The sequence below is a fragment of the Streptosporangium sp. OZ121 genome, assembly GCF_051918885.1.
In the GTDB taxonomy this organism is placed as follows: Bacteria; Actinomycetota; Actinomycetes; order Streptosporangiales; family Streptosporangiaceae; genus Streptosporangium.
Window position 1 is genome coordinate 1,060,274 of record NZ_JBPXMC010000001.1, and the last position, 20,001, is coordinate 1,080,274.

The 20,001-nt window shown below is 70.0% G+C and carries 19 protein-coding genes; 7 read left to right on the forward strand and 12 right to left on the reverse strand.

Annotated elements, in window-relative coordinates:
• Window positions 1–17 precede the first annotated feature (17 nt).
• Window positions 18–1,283, reverse strand: coding sequence for a cytochrome P450 (locus tag ACTOQ1_RS04915; protein WP_440064710.1), 1,266 nt, complete (start codon window positions 1,281–1,283; stop codon window positions 18–20).
• Between the two features lie 334 nt (window positions 1,284–1,617).
• Window positions 1,618–3,195, reverse strand: a complete 1,578-nt coding sequence (locus ACTOQ1_RS04920) for a GMC family oxidoreductase (protein ID WP_440064712.1) — start codon at window positions 3,193–3,195, stop codon at window positions 1,618–1,620.
• Between the two features lie 164 nt (window positions 3,196–3,359).
• Here ACTOQ1_RS04920 and ACTOQ1_RS04925 point away from each other — a divergent pair, with 164 nt between their 5' ends.
• Window positions 3,360–4,892, forward strand: coding sequence for a long-chain-fatty-acid--CoA ligase (locus ACTOQ1_RS04925; RefSeq protein ID WP_440064713.1), 1,533 nt, complete (start codon window positions 3,360–3,362; stop codon window positions 4,890–4,892).
• A 219-nt stretch (window positions 4,893–5,111) separates the two neighbouring features.
• Here the strand turns inward: ACTOQ1_RS04925 and ACTOQ1_RS04930 are convergent, their stop codons facing one another.
• The 4 genes from ACTOQ1_RS04930 to ACTOQ1_RS04945 form a co-directional block, all read right to left on the reverse strand.
• Window positions 5,112–6,371, reverse strand: coding sequence for a class I SAM-dependent methyltransferase (locus ACTOQ1_RS04930; protein WP_440064714.1), 1,260 nt, complete (start codon window positions 6,369–6,371; stop codon window positions 5,112–5,114).
• Between the two features lie 14 nt (window positions 6,372–6,385).
• Complete coding sequence (locus ACTOQ1_RS04935) at window positions 6,386–7,735, reverse strand: FAD-binding oxidoreductase (protein ID WP_440064788.1); 1,350 nt, start codon at window positions 7,733–7,735, stop codon at window positions 6,386–6,388.
• Window positions 7,736–7,868: 133 nt separating this feature from the next.
• Window positions 7,869–8,849 (reverse strand): NAD(P)-dependent oxidoreductase, encoded by a 981-nt coding sequence (locus tag ACTOQ1_RS04940; protein ID WP_440064715.1) that lies wholly within the window; start codon window positions 8,847–8,849, stop codon window positions 7,869–7,871.
• A 70-nt stretch (window positions 8,850–8,919) separates the two neighbouring features.
• Window positions 8,920–10,590, reverse strand: coding sequence for a serine/threonine-protein kinase (locus tag ACTOQ1_RS04945; protein ID WP_440064716.1), 1,671 nt, complete (start codon window positions 10,588–10,590; stop codon window positions 8,920–8,922).
• Window positions 10,591–10,815: 225 nt separating this feature from the next.
• Between ACTOQ1_RS04945 and ACTOQ1_RS04950 the strand changes: the two genes are divergently transcribed.
• Together ACTOQ1_RS04950 and ACTOQ1_RS04955 are read left to right on the forward strand one after the other, a co-directional pair.
• The gene (locus tag ACTOQ1_RS04950; protein ID WP_440064717.1) at window positions 10,816–11,949 is read left to right on the forward strand and encodes a CaiB/BaiF CoA transferase family protein; all 1,134 of its coding nucleotides are present in this window, start codon (window positions 10,816–10,818) and stop codon (window positions 11,947–11,949) included.
• A 164-nt stretch (window positions 11,950–12,113) separates the two neighbouring features.
• Window positions 12,114–12,848 carry a nitroreductase family protein gene (locus ACTOQ1_RS04955; RefSeq protein ID WP_440064718.1) on the forward strand — a complete coding sequence of 245 codons (735 nt, stop codon included), beginning with the start codon at window positions 12,114–12,116 and terminating at the stop codon, window positions 12,846–12,848.
• A gap of 118 nt (window positions 12,849–12,966) precedes the next feature.
• Here ACTOQ1_RS04955 and ACTOQ1_RS04960 read toward each other — a convergent pair whose 3' ends face one another.
• Window positions 12,967–13,701 carry a polysaccharide deacetylase family protein gene (locus ACTOQ1_RS04960; protein WP_440064719.1) on the reverse strand — a complete coding sequence of 245 codons (735 nt, stop codon included), beginning with the start codon at window positions 13,699–13,701 and terminating at the stop codon, window positions 12,967–12,969.
• Window positions 13,702–13,874: 173 nt separating this feature from the next.
• Here ACTOQ1_RS04960 and ACTOQ1_RS04965 point away from each other — a divergent pair, with 173 nt between their 5' ends.
• Together ACTOQ1_RS04965 and ACTOQ1_RS04970 are read left to right on the forward strand one after the other, a co-directional pair.
• Window positions 13,875–14,114: a helix-turn-helix transcriptional regulator gene (locus ACTOQ1_RS04965; protein WP_440064720.1), complete on the forward strand. Its 240-nt coding sequence runs from the start codon at window positions 13,875–13,877 to the stop codon at window positions 14,112–14,114.
• A gap of 64 nt (window positions 14,115–14,178) precedes the next feature.
• Window positions 14,179–14,691, forward strand: a complete 513-nt coding sequence (locus tag ACTOQ1_RS04970) for a hypothetical protein (protein ID WP_440064721.1) — start codon at window positions 14,179–14,181, stop codon at window positions 14,689–14,691.
• Between the two features lie 161 nt (window positions 14,692–14,852).
• Here the strand turns inward: ACTOQ1_RS04970 and ACTOQ1_RS04975 are convergent, their stop codons facing one another.
• Complete coding sequence (locus ACTOQ1_RS04975; RefSeq protein ID WP_440064722.1) at window positions 14,853–15,320, reverse strand: GyrI-like domain-containing protein; 468 nt, start codon at window positions 15,318–15,320, stop codon at window positions 14,853–14,855.
• Window positions 15,321–15,454: 134 nt separating this feature from the next.
• Here ACTOQ1_RS04975 and ACTOQ1_RS04980 point away from each other — a divergent pair, with 134 nt between their 5' ends.
• A complete protein-coding gene (locus tag ACTOQ1_RS04980; protein WP_440064723.1) occupies window positions 15,455–16,894 on the forward strand; it encodes a GuaB1 family IMP dehydrogenase-related protein in 1,440 nt (479 codons plus the stop codon).
• 115 nt (window positions 16,895–17,009) lie between these two features.
• On the opposite strand, the gene ACTOQ1_RS04985 is transcribed toward ACTOQ1_RS04980, so the two are convergent.
• The gene (locus ACTOQ1_RS04985; RefSeq protein WP_440064724.1) at window positions 17,010–17,177 is read right to left on the reverse strand and encodes a hypothetical protein; all 168 of its coding nucleotides are present in this window, start codon (window positions 17,175–17,177) and stop codon (window positions 17,010–17,012) included.
• Window positions 17,178–17,479: 302 nt separating this feature from the next.
• On the opposite strand from ACTOQ1_RS04985, the gene ACTOQ1_RS04990 reads away from it, so the two are divergent.
• Window positions 17,480–18,415 carry a general stress protein gene (locus tag ACTOQ1_RS04990; protein WP_440064725.1) on the forward strand — a complete coding sequence of 312 codons (936 nt, stop codon included), beginning with the start codon at window positions 17,480–17,482 and terminating at the stop codon, window positions 18,413–18,415.
• A gap of 207 nt (window positions 18,416–18,622) precedes the next feature.
• Here the strand turns inward: ACTOQ1_RS04990 and ACTOQ1_RS04995 are convergent, their stop codons facing one another.
• From ACTOQ1_RS04995 to ACTOQ1_RS05005, 3 genes are all read right to left on the reverse strand, one after another.
• Complete coding sequence (locus tag ACTOQ1_RS04995; protein ID WP_440064727.1) at window positions 18,623–18,763, reverse strand: hypothetical protein; 141 nt, start codon at window positions 18,761–18,763, stop codon at window positions 18,623–18,625.
• A 109-nt stretch (window positions 18,764–18,872) separates the two neighbouring features.
• Complete coding sequence (locus ACTOQ1_RS05000) at window positions 18,873–19,214, reverse strand: helix-turn-helix domain-containing protein (protein WP_440064729.1); 342 nt, start codon at window positions 19,212–19,214, stop codon at window positions 18,873–18,875.
• On the reverse strand, window positions 19,211–19,594 hold the full coding sequence (locus ACTOQ1_RS05005) for a type II toxin-antitoxin system RelE/ParE family toxin (RefSeq protein ID WP_440064731.1): 384 nt from the start codon (window positions 19,592–19,594) through the stop codon (window positions 19,211–19,213). Before ACTOQ1_RS05005 ends, ACTOQ1_RS05000 begins: the two co-directional genes overlap by 4 nt.
• Window positions 19,595–20,001 lie beyond the last annotated feature (407 nt).

The following is a 20,001-nucleotide window of genomic DNA, read 5'->3' on the forward strand; positions in this document are numbered from 1 at the left end:
GGTGCTCGACGCCGTCCTCAGAAGTCGCAGTCAAGGTGCTTGATGCCGTTGATGAAGCTGGAACGCAGACGGTCGGGCTCCCCCACGGAACGGATCCCGGGCAGGCGGGTGAACAACTCGCGGAACATCACGGTGATCTCTCGGCGGGCGAGGTGGGCGCCCAGGCAGAAGTGCGGCCCCGGGCCGCCGAAGCCGACGTGCGGCCCCTCGGTACGCCGGATGTCGAAGCGGTACGGGTCGGTGAAGACGCTCTCGTCGCGGTTGGCGGCCCAGTAGTACAGCAGGACCTTCTCCCCCGCGCGGTAGAGGTGGCCGTTCATCTCGTGGTCGCGGGTGAGGCTGCGGCGCATCCAGGCGACGGGCGAGGCGAGGCGGACGATCTCCTCGACGGCACCGGGCAGGCGCCCGTCGAGGTCCTGGAGCAGCAGCTCCCGCTGGCCCGGATGCTCGGTGAACAGGCGCAGGCCGTGGGAGATGGCGTTGCGGGTGGTCTCGTTGCCCGCCACCACCAGCAGGATGAAGAACGAGCCGAGCTCCTGCATCGTCAGCTTCTCACCGTCGATGTTGGCGCTGGTCAGGGCGGTGATGAGGTTGTCTCCCCCCTCGGCGGCCAGGGAGATGACGAGGTTCTGGAGTCCCTGCCCCGCGCCGAGGAGCAACTCGGCCGCACGGCTGACGTCGGCGATGAACTCGGGATCGCCACCCGACAGGATGATGCTCGTGGCGTCGAAGACCGCCTGGTAGTGCTCGGGACCGATGCCCATCATGTCGCAGATGATCTTCAGGGGCAGCTTGGCCGCCACCTCGGTCACGAAGTCGCAGCCGGGCCCCTTCGCGATCAGATCGTCCACGATCCGCACGGCCGCGGCGTCGACGTCGGCCTCGAACTGCTTGATCATCTTCGGGGTGAACGCCCGGGACACGATCCTGCGCAGCCGCGCGTGCCGGGGATCGTCCATATTGATCATCGAACCGAAGTACTCGCCGAACTCGGGGCCGAGGTCCTGGATGGACGTCGCCCCCCGGCCCGAGGAGAAGACGTCGGGGTGGCGGCTGGCCTCGATGATGTCCGCGTGCCGCACCAGGGCGTAGTAGCCGGGGCCGGGCGGGGCGAAGGGGATCTCGGGCTCGGCGAACAGGATGGGGCCCGGCTGCGCGCGGAGCACTGCGAAGGCGGCCTCCCGCTCGGCCATCGGCCGCTCCCAGAAGGAGATGTCCGACAGATCGATGTCCGCGAGTGAAACCGTCACGCCAGCCTCCACTAGAACCGCATTCTGTTTCATGGATCCTGCCACAGGACCCTCGGCTCAACCAGCTCGGAACGAGATCGTCGACCTTCCCGGAGCGCTCCCGATGCGGGAAGCGCCCGGCCTGGGGAACATGCTCCTCCCTGGCACCCCGCGAAAGGAAGGCCACGACCCGGCCAAGCTGATCCGTCCACGCGGCCCCTCGGCGGTCACACGGCCTTGGCGGCCACGGCGGCCTCCCGGCCTCGCGGTCACACGGTCACGCGGTCACGCGGTCACGCGGTCACGCGGTCACGCGGTCACGCGGTCACGCGGCCACACGGTCACACGGTCACGCGATCCGATGGCCCGGTGACCGGTGGTCCGGCCGTCAGCGGTCTGCGGCGATGAGGTCGGCGGCCCTTTCGGCGATCATGACGGTGGGCGCGTGGGTGTGTCCCCGGGTGATGAGCGGCATGACCGAGGCGTCGGCCACCCGCAGGCCGGCGATCCCCCGGACCCGCAGTGCGGGGTCCACCACCGACCCGGGATCCTCGCCCATCCGGCAGGTGCCGACCGGATGGTAGAGGGTCTCGCTGCGCTCGCGGATCCAGCGGACGAGCTCCTCCTCGGTCCTCGGGTCCCAGTACGGGTCCATCGGCGGCCCCGCGAGCGGCCGGAGCGCCTCGGTGGTGAACAGCTCCCTCGCCTTCCGCAGCCCGGCGACCTGCCGCCGGACGTCGGCCTCCGCCGTCAGGTAGCCGGGGTCGATCACGACGTCCCGGCCGTCCAGAGAGAGGCGGCCGCGGCTCTCCGGCCGGAGCAGGATCGAGGCGATGGTCAGGCCGTGGCCGGGCGGCGGGGTGAGGCCGTGGTTGACGAAGGAGCCGGGAGCGAAGATCAGCTCGATGTCGGGGGCGGGCTCCTCCTCGGAGGTGCGGATGAACGCCACGGCCTCGCCGATGTTGGAGGTGAGCATGCCCCGGCCGCCGGCCAGGAAGCGGAGCAGGTTGGCGGTCGATTCGGCGCCGGCGAGGGTGATCGGCTTGAGGCAGTGCAGGAAGACGCCCGACGCGAGGTGGTCCTGGAGGTTGGCGCCGACCCCGGGCAGCTCGTGGACCGGCTCGACACCCGCGGACCGCAGTTCGTCCGCCGGGCCGACTCCCGACAGCATCAGCAGGTGCGGTGAGCCGATCGCCCCGGCCGACAGGATGACCTCCCCGCGCGCCCGCACCACCGCGGTGCCGCCGACGTCACCGTCGTCGCCGTCGCCGCCGTACTCCACCCCGGTCGCGCGCCCGTCCTCGACGAGCACCCGGCGTACGCGCGAGGAGGTGAGCACGGTGAGGTTGGGCCGCCGGGCCGCGGGTGCGAGGTAGGCGTCCGCGGAGCTCCAGCGACGGCCCCTGCGCTGGGTGACGGGTGTCGGCGAGCAGCCCTCGTTGGAGGGGCCGTTCAGCTCCTCCAGGCGGGCGATGCCCAGCTCCTCGCAGGCCCGCAGGAAGAGCGCGGTGGCGGGGTTCGGGGAGCGCAGCTCCGAGATGTGGATCGGGCCCTCCGTGCCGTACACGCCGCCGCGGTTGGAGCCGGCGCGGCGCTCGACCCTGCGGAAGTACGGGAGGACCTCCTCGTAGGACCAGCCCGGCACGTTCCATCCGTCGTAGTCGGCGCGGTGCCCGCGCACCCACATCTGGGCGTTCATCGAGGAGGATCCGCCGAGCATCCGGCCGCGCGGCCAGTAGAGTTCCCTGCCGGACAGCTCGGGCTGCTTGGCGGTGGTGAAGTCCCAGTCGCGCTCGGTCTTGAACAGCTTGGAGAAGCCGGCCGGCATCCGGACCTCCAGTTTCCGGTCGGAACCGCCCGCCTCGATGAGGGCGACCCTCGTGCCGGGGTCGGCGGAAAGGCGGTTGGCCAGCACGCATCCCGCTGACCCCGCGCCCACGATGACGTAGTCGTACTCCACGCTCACTGACCTTTCATCGCACAGCCGGCCAGCTCGCCTCCCCGTAAGCGCGCTCTTATCTGCTTACTCCCCCACGGTTTGCCCGTCAATTTGTCATCGTGTTACCTACCGGTCGGTATCTCGGGCTGCCAGTATGAGCGGGTCAGAGCTTGCTCGGAGGAGGACGTACGATGCTCAACCTGTCGATCGCACTGGAGGACAGCGCCCGGGAGGCCCCCGACCGCACCGCACTGGTCTTCGGTGACCTGCGGCTGCCGTACTCCCTGGTCAACACCGTCGCGAACCAGGTTGCCAACCTGCTGGTCTCCCGCGGGATCGGCAAGGGCGACAAGGTGGCGCTGGCCTGCCCCAACCTGCCCTACTTCCCGTTCGTCTACTACGGGATCCTCAAGGCCGGCGCCACGGTCGTGCCGCTCAACGTGTTGCTGCAGTCCAGGGAGATCACCTACCACCTGGAGGACTCCCAGGCCAAGGCGTTGTTCTGCTTCGAGGGCACTGCCGAGTTGCCACTGGGCGAGCGGGGCAGGGCCGGCTTCGAGGGGTCCTCCGCCGAACACTTCTTCGTGCTGCCCGCCACCGCGTTCGCCACCGAGTCCGAGTACGGGGAGACGCTGTGGGCGGCGCTGGACGGCGTGTCCGGCGAGTTCGAGACCGTGCAGACCTCGCCCGACGACACCGCGGTGATCCTCTACACCAGCGGCACCACGGGCCAGCCCAAGGGCGCCGAGCTCAGCCACCAGAACATGCTGCTCAACGCCATGGTCTCCGACGAGATGTTCCCCCGCACCGAGGGCGGCGACGCCTACCTGGCGGTGCTGCCGCTGTTCCACTCCTTCGGCCAGACCGTCGTCATGAACGCCGGGTTCCGGCGCCAGGCGACCGTCGTGCTCCTGCCGCGCTTCGAGCCGGGCCCGGCCCTGGAGCTGATGCGCGCCGAGAACATCACGCTGTTCGCGGGTGTGCCGACCATGTACTGGGCCATGCTGACGAAGATCCACGCCGACGGCGACGAGGTGCCCACCTCTCTCAGGATCGCGGCCGCCGGGGGCGCCTCCTCCCCCGTCGAGGTGCTCAAGGACTTCGAGAAGACCTTCGGGGTCGGCATCCTGGAGGGGTACGGCCTCTCGGAGACCTCCCCGGTGGCCAGCTTCAACCAGCTCGGCAGGCCCACCAAGCCCGGCACGATCGGCACGCCGATCTGGGGCGTGGAGATGAAGCTGATCGACAACGACTGGAAGACGATCGAGGGCGAGGGTCCCGGCGAGATCGCGATCCGCGGGCACAACGTGATGAAGGGCTACTACAACCGGCCCGAGGCGACCGCCGAGGTCATGCGGAACGGCTGGTTCCGCACCGGCGACATCGCCACCCGCGACGCCGACGGCTACTACTCCATCATCGACCGGGCCAAGGACATGATCATCCGGGGTGGCTTCAACGTCTACCCGCGCGAGCTCGAAGAGGTTCTGATCACCCACCCCGAGGTCTCCCTCGCGGCGGTGGTCGGGGTCGCCCACGACTCGCACGGCGAGGAGGTCAAGGCGTACGTCATCCGCACCCCCGGCGCGACGGTCACCGAGGACGAGCTGATCGCCTGGGGCAGGGAGAACATGGCGGGGTACAAGTATCCGCGGATCGTCGAGTTCCGCGACACGCTTCCGATGACCGCGACCGGGAAGATCCTCAAGCGCGAGCTCCGCTGAGGGGCCCGTATCCGCCCGGCCGATGAGGCCACGGCGGCGGGGCCGGGTTCCCCGCGGCGTGTCACGCCGCGGGGAACCCGGCCCCGAGGTGTCCGCGGCAGGGACCGTACGGCCCGGGGGGAACGCGTTCGCGTGAGCGCCCGCGCGGATTCTCGTAGAGGAACATCCCGTACGAGCGTCTCCCGCGCGGGGGCTCCCCGCGTGCGCGTGTCCCGGGCGTCAGGGCCAGTCGAGCGAGGGGCGGAGCGGGAAACCGGCCGTGCCGTCGGCGTTGAGCTTCACCCCGAGGACCTGGTGGAGCTGGATCTTGTTGCGTTCGAAGCCGACCACGCAGGCCGCCATGTAGAGGCGCCAGACCCGCGCCGTGCCCTCGCCGACCTCCTTGACCGCCTCGTCCCAGTGGTCGTCGAGGTTGGCGCACCAGAAGCGGAGGGTCTGCGCGTAGTGCTCTCGCAGGTTCTCCTCGTGGCGGATCTCGAAACCGGTGTCCTCGATCTGGCGGGCCAGGTAACCGACCGACTCCAGCTCCCCGTCGGGGAACACGTAGCGGTTGATGAAGCCGCCGGCGTTGAGGGTCTTCTCCGTGCCCGTCGGGCGGGTGATGCAGTGGTTGAGCAGCCGCCCGCCGGGGACGAGCTTGTCGTACAGGAAGCGGAAGTAGAAGGGCAGCTGGTCCTTGCCGATGTGCTCGGTCAGGCCGATCGAGCTGACGGCGTCGAAGCCGGTCTCCGGCACGTCGCGGTAGTCCATGTGGCGGACCTCGGCGAGCTCGCCGAGACCGGCCTCCGCGATGGCCTTCTGCGCCCACTCGGCCTGCTGGCGCGAGAGAGTGACCCCCAGCGCCTTCACACCGTACTCGCGGGCGGCGTGGATGACCATGCCGCCCCAGCCGCAGCCGACGTCCAGCAGCCTCATGCCGGGCTTGAGGTCCAGCTTGCGGGCGACGAGCTCGAACTTGGCGAGCTGCGCCTCCTCCAGCGTGGAGTCCTGCTCGGGGAAGACCGCGCAGGTGTAGGCCATGGAGGGGCCGAGCACCCACGAGTAGAACTTGTTGGAGACGTCGTAGTGGTGGTGGATGGCCTCGGCGTCGCGCTGCTTGGCGTGCCTGCTGCCCATCCGGGCGAGCATGCTGCGCCGCACCTCCTGCGGAGGCGGCGGCATCCGCGTCAGCAGCGGGCGGACCCCGAGGGCTCGGATGGCCGCGAGCTTCTGCCCGACCGGGATGTCGTTGACGGTGAGCGACCACATGCGCGACAGCAGGGTGTACATGTCCCCGTCGACATCGAGGTGGCCGGACACGTACGCCCTGGCCAGACCCAGCTCTCCGGGGGCCTGCGCCAGGTACGCGACGGCCGCCGGGGTCTTCACCTCGACACTGATGTCGGCGCCGGCCGGTCCGGCCTTGCTTCCGTCGTAGGCGACGAAGCGCACGTCCGCCTCGGGCCCCATGACCTTCTCGAAGATCTCTGCGAGCAACACAGAATCAGCCTCTCTTAACGCCCCCGAACACACTTGTCGTAGAGGTCGAGCAACCGGCCACCCCCGTCGTATGCCCGCTTGACCGGCCAGTAGGCGGTTCCGTTATAAAACCGCCAGAATTCATCCTCCGGGTAGAACGAAGTGGAGTACAGCGATTTATGCCCCTCCAGCTCGTGGACCCGGTTCTCGATCAGACGGTTGTGGTAACCGTCGAACTGCCCCCTGGGAAGTGGGACCGTTCCCCAGAAGCCGAAGTTGACGTAGAGCCGTCCCGGCTCCAGCGGGTAGAGCGGCCACTCGCCGGTGGACCTCAGCGGGCACATCCAGACCGGCGCCATCCCGACCTTGTCGTGGAAGAACTCCAGGAACTCGGCACCGCGCTCGACGGGCACCTCGATGTCCTGGATGACCGACTCCTGCACGGGCAGGTCGCGCCAGCGGTCGACCCTGGCGATCACCCCGTACTTGCGGTCGAGGCCGACCAGCCTGCGGTAGACGTCCGAGCGCATCCACTTGCGCGGCATCAGGGACCGCACCAGCGCGGTCTGCACGCCGAAGGCGCGCGAGCACCAGAACCAGTCGGTGTCCCAGCGCCACAGATAGTCGCGGACGGTCAGCCAGTCACGGGTCCTGGTCTGGATCGACCGGTAGTAGATGCGCATCCCGGTGTAGTCGGAGAGGTACGGGGCGCGTTCGGCGAAGCGGCCCACCGTGATGTAGAGCTCCCCTGGGCCGAAGAACGTGCCGTCCACGAAGTCGACGCGCTCGCCCTCGTACTCCCCGCGCTCGCAGATCTCGCGCATCGCGAGCATGCACTTGTCGGCGTCGCCGAACGGGATGTGGGTCAGCCTGACGTACGGCTGGACGGGTTTGAGCTTGATCCGGATCCGGAGGGCGTAGCCGAGCGTGCCGTAGGAGTTCGGGAACGCCCGGAACAGGTCCCGGTGCTCGTTGTCGTCACGGGCCACCACGATCCTGCCGTCGCCGGTGAGGATCTCCATCTCCTCCACCGACTCGTGCGGCAGCCCCTCCCTGAAGCTGGTGGACTCGATGCCGAGCCCCGTCACCGCCCCGCCCAGCGTGATCGTCTTCAGCTGCGGCACGACGTACGGCATGAACCCGTGGGCGAGCGTGGCGTCCACCAGGTTCTCGTAGGTCGTCATCCCCTGGACCTCGGCGGTCATCGTCACCGGGTCGACCTCGATGACCTGGTCCAGGTCCCTGGCCGACAGCTTCGCCGACCGGGCGCCGTCCCTGAACCGGAACAGGTTGGTGGTGGCCTTGGAGAGCCGGGGCACCGCGCCTCCCGGGATGGCGGCGTAGGACTCCCTGATCTGCTCCACCGCTTGCCGGTGCGCAGACATCCCCGTCATCTGCCGCACGGTGATCACCCCCATGACCTCGTTGGAAAGATCGCCCCTAGGCACGTTATAACTCGGATGTCTCCGGAGCCAGGCAGGGCGCGTTAAACACGGGAAAACTCTACGACCGTCCTTCTTACGATCTTCGGCCGACCACCGCATCAACCCCGTTGACCACGTTGGCCACAGGCCGGCCCTCGATCGCCGCCTCCAGGTTGTCCAGCACGCACCGGATCAGGCGACCGGTCGACTGAGGGGTCACCCCGGCCACGTGCGGCGAGAGAAGGACCCTCGGACTGCCGCGCAGCGGGTCGTCCTGCGGCAGCGGCTCGGTGTCGAAGACGTCGAGCGCTGCGCCGCCCAGGTGCCCCGACTCCAGGGCGGAAAGCAGCGCCGCCGAGTCGACCACCTGCCCCCTCGCCGCGTTGACGAGCAGCGAGCCCGCGGGCATCAGGGACGGGTCGATCAGCCTTCTGGTCTCCTCCGTCAGCGGGACGACCAGGACGAGCACGTGGGAGCTCGCGACGAGATCGCCGATCTCCCGGTAGGTGTAGGGCACCTCGCGCGGCGTGCGGGTCCAGTAGGAGACCTCGCATCCATGGGCGGCGAACATCCGGGCGGCGGCCTCGCCGATCGGGCCGAACCCGACGACGCCGACGCGCGAGCCGTACAGCTCGGCGGGTCCGAGGTCCAGCTGCGGCCAGCGTCCCGCGCGGACCGCGGCGTCGGCGTCGAGCAGCCGCCGCGACAGCGCGAGCGCGGCGGCGAGACACCACTCGGCCACCCCGATCGCGCTCACCCCCGCGGTGTTGGCCAGCGGCACGCCCGCCTCGGCGAGCGCGGCGAGATCGTGACCGTCCACGCCCACGGAGGGCTGCTGCACGAACGCCAGGCCCGGCGCGGCCCGGACGGCCTCGGCGTCCAGGGCGAGCCCGCCGCTCCAGTCGCCGACCACGATCTCGGCGTCGCCGAGGGCGGCGAGCAGCGACTCCCGGTCGCGGGCCGCGGGAACCGACACGGCGACCCGGTCGCCGAGCGAGCCGAGCAGGTTGCGCACCGCCTCCTCGGGGAGGGGCGGCAGCGCGAGCACCTTCCAGGGCGTGCTGTTCGCCTCCACGCGGTGAGGACCGCTCGCCTCCACGGGGGGAGGACCGCCGGGCACGCGGTCCGAGCGCCTTTGGTTCATGTCACTCGCCTCCGCGGGGGTGGAAGCTGTCGAACACGCGGGTCATGAGAGCCTGCTGGGCCACCCAGTCGGCGTCGTGGGTGGTCCAGCTGAGCACCATGACCGAGTCGCCCACCTCGATGAACCGCCGCATCTCGCGATAGGTCACCCCGGCGGTGGCCCAGGGGGCTCCTCCGCTGTCCTTCATGGTCCAGGTGAACTCCCACTGGAGCCCGGCGCCGTAGGCGAGGGGGATCTTGGCCGTGTCCTCGGAGTGGATGTCGCTCCACTGGGCCACGTTCTCCCTGACGGTCGCCTGGAGCGAGTCCAGGCCCTCGAGGCCTCCCTCCAGTGGCTCCACCGACAGGTGGGCGGCCCCGTCGCGGCGCAGCCACTGGGTGTAGCCCGTCTCGGCCGCCCAGTCGCCGTTCCATCCGGCCGGGTATCTGATCGACCAGTTCTCCGGAGGCCGGGCCCGCCACGTCTTCAGCCCTCCGGCGGGTGCGGCCGTCCTGGTCCTGGTGGGGGTGGGGGTCGGGGTGGGGGTGGCGGTCGCCGGCTCGGTCTCCTCCACCGGCTCCGGCGTGGCCTCCGCGACGGTGGGCGCGGAGCGCGCCACCGGCCGCTGGTCGGGTTGCGACATCGCCACGGCCGCCGCGGCGCCCCCGGCCGCCAGCAGGACGACGGCCCCCACGATCAGCGGGAGCCGCCCTCCGCCGCGGCGGCGGCCGGGCGCGGCCGAATTCCTGGTCTCGTGCCTTTCCCGCTCCCCGGTGCGGTGGGAGGTCTTGCCGATGCGGCTGAAGTTCTCCTCGGTACGGCTCGGGGCCCCTCCCGTACGGTGGCCCCCGGTGCCTCGCCCCTGGCGGACGGCGGTCTCCCCGGTACGGCGGGCCGCGGCCGACGGGTCGTCGATGACCTCCGCCAGCATGGCGTCGGCCTGCTGCGCGGTCAGCCGGTGGGCGGGTTCCCGCTGGAGCATGCCGGTGAGCACCGCTCGCATCTCCAGGGGCACCACGCCGAAGTCGGGCTCCTCGGTGAGGAGCGCGCCGAGGGTGGAGATGGCGTCGCGGCGCTCGAAGGGCCCCTGGCCGACCAGGGCCGCGTAGAGGGTGGCGCCGAGTGCCCACAGGTCGGACCAGGGGCCGGCGTCGACCCCGGTGGCGCGCTCGGGCGGCAGGAAGCTCGGCGAGCCCGTCACCATGCCCGTCTGGGTGAGCGAGGTGTCGCCCTCGATGACGGCGATGCCGAAGTCGGAGAGCACGGCGCGGCCCTCGGCGTCCAGCAGGATGTTGCTCGGTTTGACGTCGCGGTGCAGGATCCCGGCCTCGTGGGCCGCGCGCAGGGCCGACAGGACCTGGCGGCCGATGTCGGCGACCTGGCGCACCGGCAGCAGGCCGACCTCGTCCAGCCCGCGGGCCCTGACCAGCTCCATCACGATCCAGGGGCGGCCGTCCTGCTCCGCCACGTCGTAGATCGCCACGATGCCGCGGTGGTTGAGCCTGGCCGCCGTCCTGGCCTCGCGGGAGGTGCGGGTCAGCTGGACCTGGTGCTCGGCCGGGGAGAGGTTGGGCGGTAGGAGCACTTCCTTCACGGCGACCGAGCGGTTGAGGAGGATGTCGTAGCCCTCCCACACGACGCCCATCCCACCCCTGCCGAGTTCCCGCAGCAGTCGATAGCGCCCAGCGACCACCCGTTCACTGTGCGGATATGTCATCGCAAAACCCCTAGGTCCCATTCGGAGAGGGCGCAAGTTTCCCATACGCGCGCGGGCGCCACGCGGCTCCTCGCGATGTGTCTTGCCATAGAAAGCCGAATGTTGTTCTACTTGGGCGGGAGGACGGCAGTGCTCGCAACCAGGCGATCGCCCGGGTACGCCGTACCGACGAGACCCCGAACGCACCCGAGGAGAATGCCGATGGAGCACGTGACCAGGAAGGGCCCGCTGGCCGGAGTCCGCGTGCTCGAACTGGCGGGGCTGGCCCCCGGGCCCTTCGCCGGGATGATGCTGGCCGACCACGGGGCCGAGGTGCTGCGCGTCGAGCGCGCGAGCGTCGTCGCCAGGGCCGGGGACAGGCCGCGCCCCGACGTGATGGACCGGGGCAAACGGACGGTCGGCCTGGATCTGAAGTCCCCCGAGGGGGTGGCCGCGTTCAAGGAGCTGGCCCGCCACGCCGACGTGGTCGTCGAGGTCTTCCGGCCGGGCGTCGCCGAGCGCCTCGGCATCGGCCCGGCCGACCTGCACGCGGTCAACCCGCGCCTGATCTACGGGCGGATGACCGGCTGGGGCCAGGACGGCCCGCTCGCCACGACCGCCGGGCACGACATCGACTACATCGCCGTCTCCGGCGTGCTGTCGATGCTGGGCCGCGCGGGCGAGCCCCCCACCCCGCCGATCAACATCCTCGGCGACTTCGCCGGGGGCGGCCTCATGCTCGCGTACGGCGTGCTGCTGGCGCTGATCGAGCGGGAGCGGACCGGCGAGGGCCGGGTGATCGACGCCGCCATGGTGGACGGCGCGGCGACGCTGTTCGCGATGTTCCACCACGGCGTGCAGACCGGCGGCTGGGGCCCGCGCGGCACGAACCTGCTCGACACCGGCGCGCCGATGTACGACACCTACGAGACCGCCGACGGCCGGTACGTGGCCGTCGGGGCGCTGGAACCCCAGTTCTGGACCGAGATGGTCACCCTGATGGGCCTGGAGGACCTGCCCGACCGCGACGACAGGTCGCAGTGGCCCGCGCTCCGCGAGCGGCTGGCCGAGGCGTTCAGGTCCAGGACCCGCGCCGAGTGGGAGGCGGTGTTCGACGGCACGGACGCCTGCGTCTCCCCCGTGCTGGAGGGGGGCGAGGCCGCGGACCACCCGCACAACAAGGCCAGGGGCATGTTCGTCGAGGTCGGCGGGGTCAGGCAGCCCGCGCCCGCGCCGCGCCTGCTCGGCGTGCCCGAGCAGGACCTCTCCCCCGCCACCCGGCTGGCGGACCTGTCCTCCTGGGGGCTGCCCGACGAGACCGCGACGCGGCTGCGCGAGGCCGGGGTGCTGGCCTGATGGGCGGCGAGGCGGGCAGGGGGGCGGCGGGCCGCGGGCCCGCGAGCACGAAGGCGACGGGGGGCACGGCAGGCGTGGACGACACGGCAGACACGGAGGGCACGGCAGGTATGGAGGGCACGGCAGGTATGGAGGGCATGGCAGGTATGGAGGGCACGCGGGACATGAGGACCGAGGACGGACCGGCGGGCACCGAGGACGCCGGGGCCGCCGGGGCCGCCGGGGCAGCGGGCGGGCCGGCGGGGATGGACGTTTTCGAGGCCCTCTACACGACCAGGGCGATGCGCAGGGTCAAGCCGGACCCGATCCCCGAGGAGGTCCAGCGGAGCATCCTGGACGCCGCGGTCCGCGCGCCCAGCGGCGGCAACGTGCAGAGCTGGCGCTTCCTGCTGGTCGACGACCTCGCGGTGAAGGAGCGGCTCGGCCCTCTGTACCGGGACGCGCTCGGGCGGCTCTTCGAGGGCCACTACCGGCCGATGCGCGAGAAGGCCGAGGCCGAGGGCGACACGCGGACGCTCAACGTCCTGAAGTCGGCCAAACACCTGGCCGACCACTTCGAGGGCTATCCGCTGCTGCTGTTCGCGTTCGTCCGCAACGACCCGTCCGGCGGCTCGATCTTCCCCTCGGTGTGGAGCGCGCAGCTGGCCGCCCGCGCCCACGGGGTGGGCAGCGCGCTGACCAGCGTGCTCGGCATCTTCCACGCCGAGGAGACGCTGCGGGTGCTCGGCGTGCCCGAGGGCAAGGGCTGGACCCTGGCCTGCACGGTCACCTTCGGCTATCCCACCGGGCGCTGGGGCGTCGCGCCCCGCCGCCCGGCGCACGAGGTGAGCTACCGCAACCGGTGGGGCCAGGACGTCGGCTTCGAGGTTCCCGAGCCCCTGTGGAGGCAGGAGGGCTGAGCCCCGGCGGCTGAAGACCACCGAAGATCTTGCGTTCTGGCCTCGTTCTCGCTTCGTCTCATTGCGTCAGCAGCTCCAAAGGGTCCCTGCGCAATGAGATGAAGGGCTGGACCGCATGTCAACGACGTCGCAAGGCGAGCAGTTCTGAGACCGTGACGAATCGGTATCCCCGGTCACGGAGGTCCATGATCAAGCCTTTGATGGCCTCACGAGTGTTCCGCCCGCCGGCGTACCACGGGTGGAGCAAGATGATCGATCCTGGCCTTGTCTCCTCGCGCACCGCCGAGACGATCTCGGCGGCGGTGGGAGTCGTACCGGAGTCCGGCTCCACGTCCCACATGACCGTGTGCCTCTGGTTGCCGGCCAAATACAGCGGCAGGACAAGCAATTTCTTGCCCGTTGGCGGACGGAACAGGATCTCGCCGCGCTGCCCCGCCATTCGGATGGCCGCATCAGTGCGCTCAACCTCACTCGCCACGATGTTTGGGGAGACGAACACCATCCGCCGATGGGTGTAGGTGTGGTTGGCGAGCTCATGCCCCTTGTCGACCAGTGCCCGCGCGTCCTGCGGCCGGGCTTCGACCTCGGAGCCGATGACGAAGAACGTCGCGCGGACACGCTGTTCGGCAAGAATGCCGATGATCTCGGGGGTGTGCTCGTCAGGGCCGTCGTCGAAGGTCAGGGCGACGACCTTCTCATCGGTCGCCACGCGGTCGGTCAGCTCTCCTGCCAGCTGCAAGGTCCGCGCGTTCATTAGCTGATACAGGCCCGTCGCTCCCAGGAGGAGGATGGCGAGAAGGACCGCAAGGAGCTTGGACCATCTTCTCCGCGCTGTCGTTGTTGCCGCGTTCATGGGTGATCATGCAATCACAGGCCCGGAAACCCTGTAGCCGTACCCCTGTTCGTTGTAGGTATTGATTCATATGTAGTAGATGTACTACATTCATTCACATGAGTACTGCATCACGTATCCGCACTCCGTCCCCGCGACCGGCCGCGCGGCTCTCCTGAGCAGGAGGCACCGGAATGTCAGCGGAAGACATCTACAACCGGATCTCGGTGCTGAGAGCCGAGCGCGGGATCTCGCGCAAGGATCTGGCGGCCGCGCTGGGAGTCCACTACCAGACGATCGGCTATCTGGAGCGCGGCGAATACAGCCCGAGCCTGTTCCTCGCCATGCGGATCGCCGAGCACTTCGAGGTGCCGCTGGAAGTCGTGTTCTCCCTCAAACCGTTCCCCCGGCTCGGCAGCGGCCAGATCAGTTGACTTTCCCCGGCCGGAAAGCCGGGGTCTCCTTCGGAGGTATTCGATGAACACGTGGAAGGAAAACTTGCGCCAGACCCGTGTGGAGGTCATGCAGCGCGACTACCTGCCCGGCTGGTACGCCACCCGGGGCCGCAGGCGGCTGATCGCCTCGGCGGTGATCCTCTCGCTGGCCCTCCTGTGGCTGGACGTCGCCGTCTCCTGGTCCGGCGCGCCGAGTGACGGCGCCGATCTGTCCGACTTCACGCTCCTGGCGCTCAGCATGGTCATCTACTTTCCCGCCGTCTCGCTTCTCAACGTCGCGACCCGTGGCGTCGTCGAGCTGTCCGAGCGCGACCTGGACGAGCGCCAGATAGGCGAGCGCCTGCGGGCCGTCGCCATCGCCCACCGGGTCACGATGGGCATCCTGGTCGCCGTCTTCGTCACGGCCATCGCGCTGGGCATGACGCAGGGCCGCGACTACTCCATGCCGGGAGACGCGTTCTTCGCCCTGGCACTCGCCCTGGGCCTGACGCACTTCGTGCTCCCGCTGGTCATCTCAGGCTGGCGGCTGCCCGATCCGCCCGGTGACGACGCCTGAGTCCCCGATGGGCGAACCGGCCGGAAGCGGCTCGTACGGCGGCAGGATCCCGACACGACAAGGCACGACAGGAAGGTCCGGTACGGCCACGGGGGGCCGCACCGGGCCGCACCGCCCGGCGCGCCGGACGACCGGCCCGGCGGCGCCGGGAACGGTCCCGCTCAGCGCATCGGGGACAGCACCGCCGCGTAGATGTCGGCGCCTCCCGGGTGGTGCACCTCCACGTCGGTGGTGAAGGCCCTCGGCGGGGTGCCTCCCGACTCGGTGTGCTTCCACAGCTGCTGCCATGCCTCCAGCAGGACGCCCGGCATCGGCCCGCGGGCCTCGATCTTCAACGACGGCACCCCGGGCACCCGTACCGCCACCATGCCCTCGGGCAGCGCCGCGGCGCTGCGCACGGCGACCCCGACGATCTGGGTGTAGGCACCGTGATGATCACTCTCATAGTCGGTGAGCACCGCGTAGATGTTCTCGTCGACCCGTCCCGGCACGTGGGCGAAGGCCCCCGGGGATCCCGCCCGCGCCCAGAGCGCGCCGAGCCTCCCCCGGCCCGGCTCCGCCTCGTCGGCGTTCGACGTCCGTACGGCATGACCTACGACGAGCATCTCGGGCCGATCAACCACGATCACAATGCCTCCTCATGGCCATCCACTTATTCGCGCAAACCGGATCTTAGCCTCCGGCCCGACCTGCCGGTCCTCTTCGGAGAAGCGGAAAAGGGGAACGCTCATCTTTGGCAATTCACGGGATAAGGTGGATCAATGTGAGATTTCTCAATGAGATGGCACCGGCCTACGACCTGACCTACAGCGACGTTTTCATGGTCCCGTCGCTCTCCTCCGTCGGCTCGCGGCTCGCCGTCGACCTCTCCAGCCGGGACGGCACCGGAACCACCATCCCCGTCGTGGTCGCCAACATGACGGCCGTGGCGGGACGGCGGATGGCCGAGACCGTCGCGCGGCGGGGCGGGATCACCGTGATCCCGCAGGACATCCCGATCGACGTGGTCGCCGACGTCGTCGACTGGGTCAAGAAGCGCGACCTCGTCCATGACACCCCGCTCACGCTCACCCCGCACGACACCGTCGGCGAGGCGCTCAACCTGCTGCCCAAGCGGGCCCACGGCGCGATCATCATCGTCGACTGGGACAACCGCCCGGCCGGCGTGGTCACCGAGAGCGACTGTTCCGGCGTGGACATGTACACCCAGCTCTCCCAGGTGATGTCCGACCACCTGCTCACGCTGCCCGCCGGGCTCGACCCGCGCGAGGCCTTCGACCGCCTCCACGGGGGCCGCCACCGGCTCGCCCCGGTCGTGGACGCGGAGGGCAGGCTGGTCGGCATCCTGACCAGGACGGGCGCGCTGCGCGCCACCCTGTACCGGCCCGCCGTCGACGACTTGGGCAGGCTCCGCGTCGCGGCGGCCGTCGGCGTCAACGGCGACGTGGCCGCCAAGGCCAAGGAGGTGCTCGACGCCGGGGTGGACTGCCTGGTCGTCGACACCGCCCACGGCCACCAGGAGAAGATGATCAGTGCTTTGAAGGCGGTCCGGGCGCTCGGCCCCGACGTGCCCGTCGCGGCGGGCAACGTCGTCACCGCCGAGGGCGTGCGGGATCTCGTCGAGGCCGGGGCGGACATCCTGAAGGTCGGCGTCGGCCCGGGCGCCATGTGCACCACCCGGATGATGACCGGCGTGGGCCGCCCGCAGTTCTCCGCCGTGCTGGAGTGCGCCGCCGAGGCCCGCAGGCTGGGCCGCCACGTGTGGGCCGACGGCGGTGTCCGCCACCCCCGCGACGTGGCCCTGGCCCTGGCCGCGGGGGCGTCCAACGTGATGATCGGCTCGTGGTTCGCCGGCACCTACGAGTCGCCCGGCGACACCCGCACCTCCGCCGACGGGCGCAAGTACAAGGAGAACTTCGGCATGGCCTCGGCCCGCGCGGTGCGGCTGCGCACGGCCGAGGACTCCCCCTTCGACCGGGCGCGCAAGGCACTGTTCGAGGAGGGCATCTCCACCTCCAGGATGTATCTCGATCCGGCGATGCCCAGCGTCGAGGACCAGATCGACGCCATCGTGGCCGGACTGCGCTCCTCGTGCACCTACGCGGGCGCCTCCACCCTGGAGGAGTTCCACGAGCGGGCGGTGGTCGGCGTGCAGAGCTCGTCCGGCTACACCGAGGGCATGCCGCTCCACCAGAGCTGGTGATCCACCCGCGGGAGCGCGACACCACCTCCCGCGCGGGGACTCGGCGCCGCCGCCCGCGGCGGATCCACCCGTGAGAGCGCGGCGCCGCCGTACGCGTGGCGCCCGCTCTCGCCGGTCACCTCCCGCCGGTCCGCGGTGCCCGGCCATCGGGATCGGTACGGGTGTCGGATCTGCGGCGGTCCTCCGGGCACGTCGGTCTGCTCCGGTAGCGGGTGAGCCTGTACACCGCCGCGAAGGCCGCGAGCACCAGTACCACCTCCACCACCACGATGAGCACGATCATTTCCGGCTCCTTCGTGACCCTGACACCGGTGTCCCGTCTCCCGCCTCCACTGGCGCCATCTTGTGGGAACCCTAACGGTAAGCCCTTACCAATGTCCTAATTGTACGGATTTCTTTCCCAATTAATGGGGTTGGCCCCTCGCGGCACCCGGATCCTCCGCCCGCGGTTCCCGGAGGTTCGCCGCTCACGGTTCCCGGCGTTCGCCGTTCGCGGCCAGATCCCGGCGGGGGACGCGCATCGTCCTACGGACACGGGGTAGTCGGCCCGTCGAGCCATCTCCCACCCCCGAAAGGCGAGCGGACATGAATGGAACGCCCACCGGCCTGGACACGCAGGTCGTCGTGGACCGGAGGGTCCTGGCAGGCTACGACAACTACCTCGCGGCGCAGCGAACCGTGGACGGGCTCTCCGACGCGGGCTTTCCCGTCGAGAACGTGGCCATCGTCGGCAGCGACCTGAAACTCGAGGAGACCGTCACCGGCAGGATGACCAACGGGCGGGCCGCCCTCACCGGGGCCGGGAGCGGCGCGGCCTTCGGCGCCGTGGTCGGGATGTTCCTCGGCCTGTTCACCTCGACCACGCTGTCGTTCTTCGTGCTCGTGCTCTGGGCGGCCCTGTGGGGCGCGGTGATGGGCGCCGCGTTCGGGTTCATCAACCACCTGTTCACCGGCGGCAAGCGTGACTTCGCCTCGCGCAGCGCGATCGTCGCCGGCCGCTACGACGTGCTGGTCGCGGCCTCGCACATGGACCACGCGCGGGCCGTCCTGGAGTCCACCCCCGGTCCGGCCGACACCGTGGTGGTCGAGGTTCCCCCGTCCGCCGGCCTGTACGACCCGTCCGCCGCGGGGACCACCACGCCGAGCAACCCCGCTCCCCCGCGGACGCTCGCCACCGACGTCCCCCCGCAGCCGACCGCCCCCGACATCTCCGGCCGCCCGGTCACCTCCGACCTCCCCCCGCAGCCGATCACCCCCGACTTCACCCCGCGACAGGCCACCTCCGACCTTCCCGCGCACGCGGACGCCCCGACCGGGCCCGCCACCGAGGACACCCCGGCCCCCGTGTCGCCGAGCACCTCCCCGAGCGCCTCCTCGGTCACCTCGCCGAGCACCTCGCCGGACACCGAGGAGCGCCCCGCCCCCGCACGGCCCGACACCTCCGAGCACCAGATCCCCGCTCAGCCCACCTCCCCCGGCCGCTCCACCGCCTCGGCCGCCAAGGAGCGTCCCGGCTCCTGAGGCAGGCAGAGAAATCCGGCGGGCGTCCTGGACGGAATGCCCGCCGGACCTGTTCCGGAACTCGGAAAACCGGCGGTGTCGACTGAACCGATCAAAGGCGGCGACGTTCCGCCCTCGCTGAATCTGAGGCTGGACGGGAGGAGAACGCCTCGTCATCCATCGGCGTCCCATGCGCTCAGGAAAAAGAACTCAAGGGGAGTTTGCGTGCTAGGGCCTTATCGGCCAGGAACCCCCGCGCACCTGCGCCACCCGGCGCTCCCGTGCCTCCTCCAATGCCTGGCGGCCGTCGGGGTGGACGAACTCGGTGATGAACTCCTCACGCGTAAAGAAATGGAACTCGGCGCTCACGGCAACTCCTTCAGATACGCCTCATACCGTATACCGTGGCCGCTGTCATACATTTCGTCATTCGATCCCCATCACACCGCCGAAGCACAGCGCGGAGTGCTTGGACTACTCAGGCCGCGTTGTTGCGGTGTCCGGTGAAGCTCACCTGGGTGTCATCGTTGTCGAGGGCGATGTTAAGGGTGGCGTCAAGGGCCTCGGCCAGCTTGGCGAGAAGCGGCAGTGTGGGAACGGTGTCAGAGCCTTCGATTCGGGAGACCTTCGCCTGGGTGAGGCCCGCGCGGTCGGCCAATTCAGCCTGAGTGAGCCCGAGTTCGGCGCGCCGATCGTACACCGCCTTCGCCAGGGCCATGGACAGTCGAATCTCGCGACGAGCCTCGGCCACGTCCTCCGGCTCGGTGAAACCCTCGGCGAGCTTGCGTTCGCGCAAGGTCTTCCAGCGGCTGTGGCTCATTGCTCCACCTCTCCTTCCTCAATGGCGCGGATGAACTCCTCGTGTGCTGGACCGTGTTCGGCCTCGCAGACCTTCTGAGCGAGCTTGGCGCGCCTGACTTCGGTGTCCTCCCGCATTCTCGTCTTACGGAAGACGGTTAGCAGGACTGCGGTGCGGTTCGGCGTGAGCCAGTACGTGATGCGTATGGCAGCACCGTCGAGGGTGGGCCGCAGCTCCCGAACTCCGTCGCCCAGGTAGCGGGCATAGGGCTCGCCGAGCGCGGCAGCGTGTTCCGCGAGCAGCCCGACATACTCGTCGATCTTGAGGAAGTGCTTGGCCGGCAACGCCTCCAACCAATCCCGCACTTCGGGCTCGACCTCGATGGCAAAGAGCGCATCCACCCCACAACGCTATATGTCGCTGACGACATATTCAAGACAACGCCCCGACTGCGCCGCAACGAGAGGTCCATCCTCCGACCCGGCAGGCGTCTCGATGGCCTTCGGGCCGGGGTTCCGGTGCCCGCGGTTCCTGGCCATGTCCAGGGTCAGATTACCGGGAGGCGAGCGCGCCGCCGGCCCTGCGGAGCCGGGCGCGGACCATGGCGCTCTTCGGAGAGGTCCGAGTTGGCGGACGCCGGGCTGGTCTGGCTGCCCGGTGAGGTTCCGAGCAGGCGAACACGATCGACCTCATCGGCGGCCTGGGAGGGGACGCCGCCCCCAACCGCAGTCGTAGACCGCGACGGTGACCCTCGGCAATCGTGCGGGTGATCTCGACGACGAAGGTACAGTGCGGGCGGCCGCTGCTG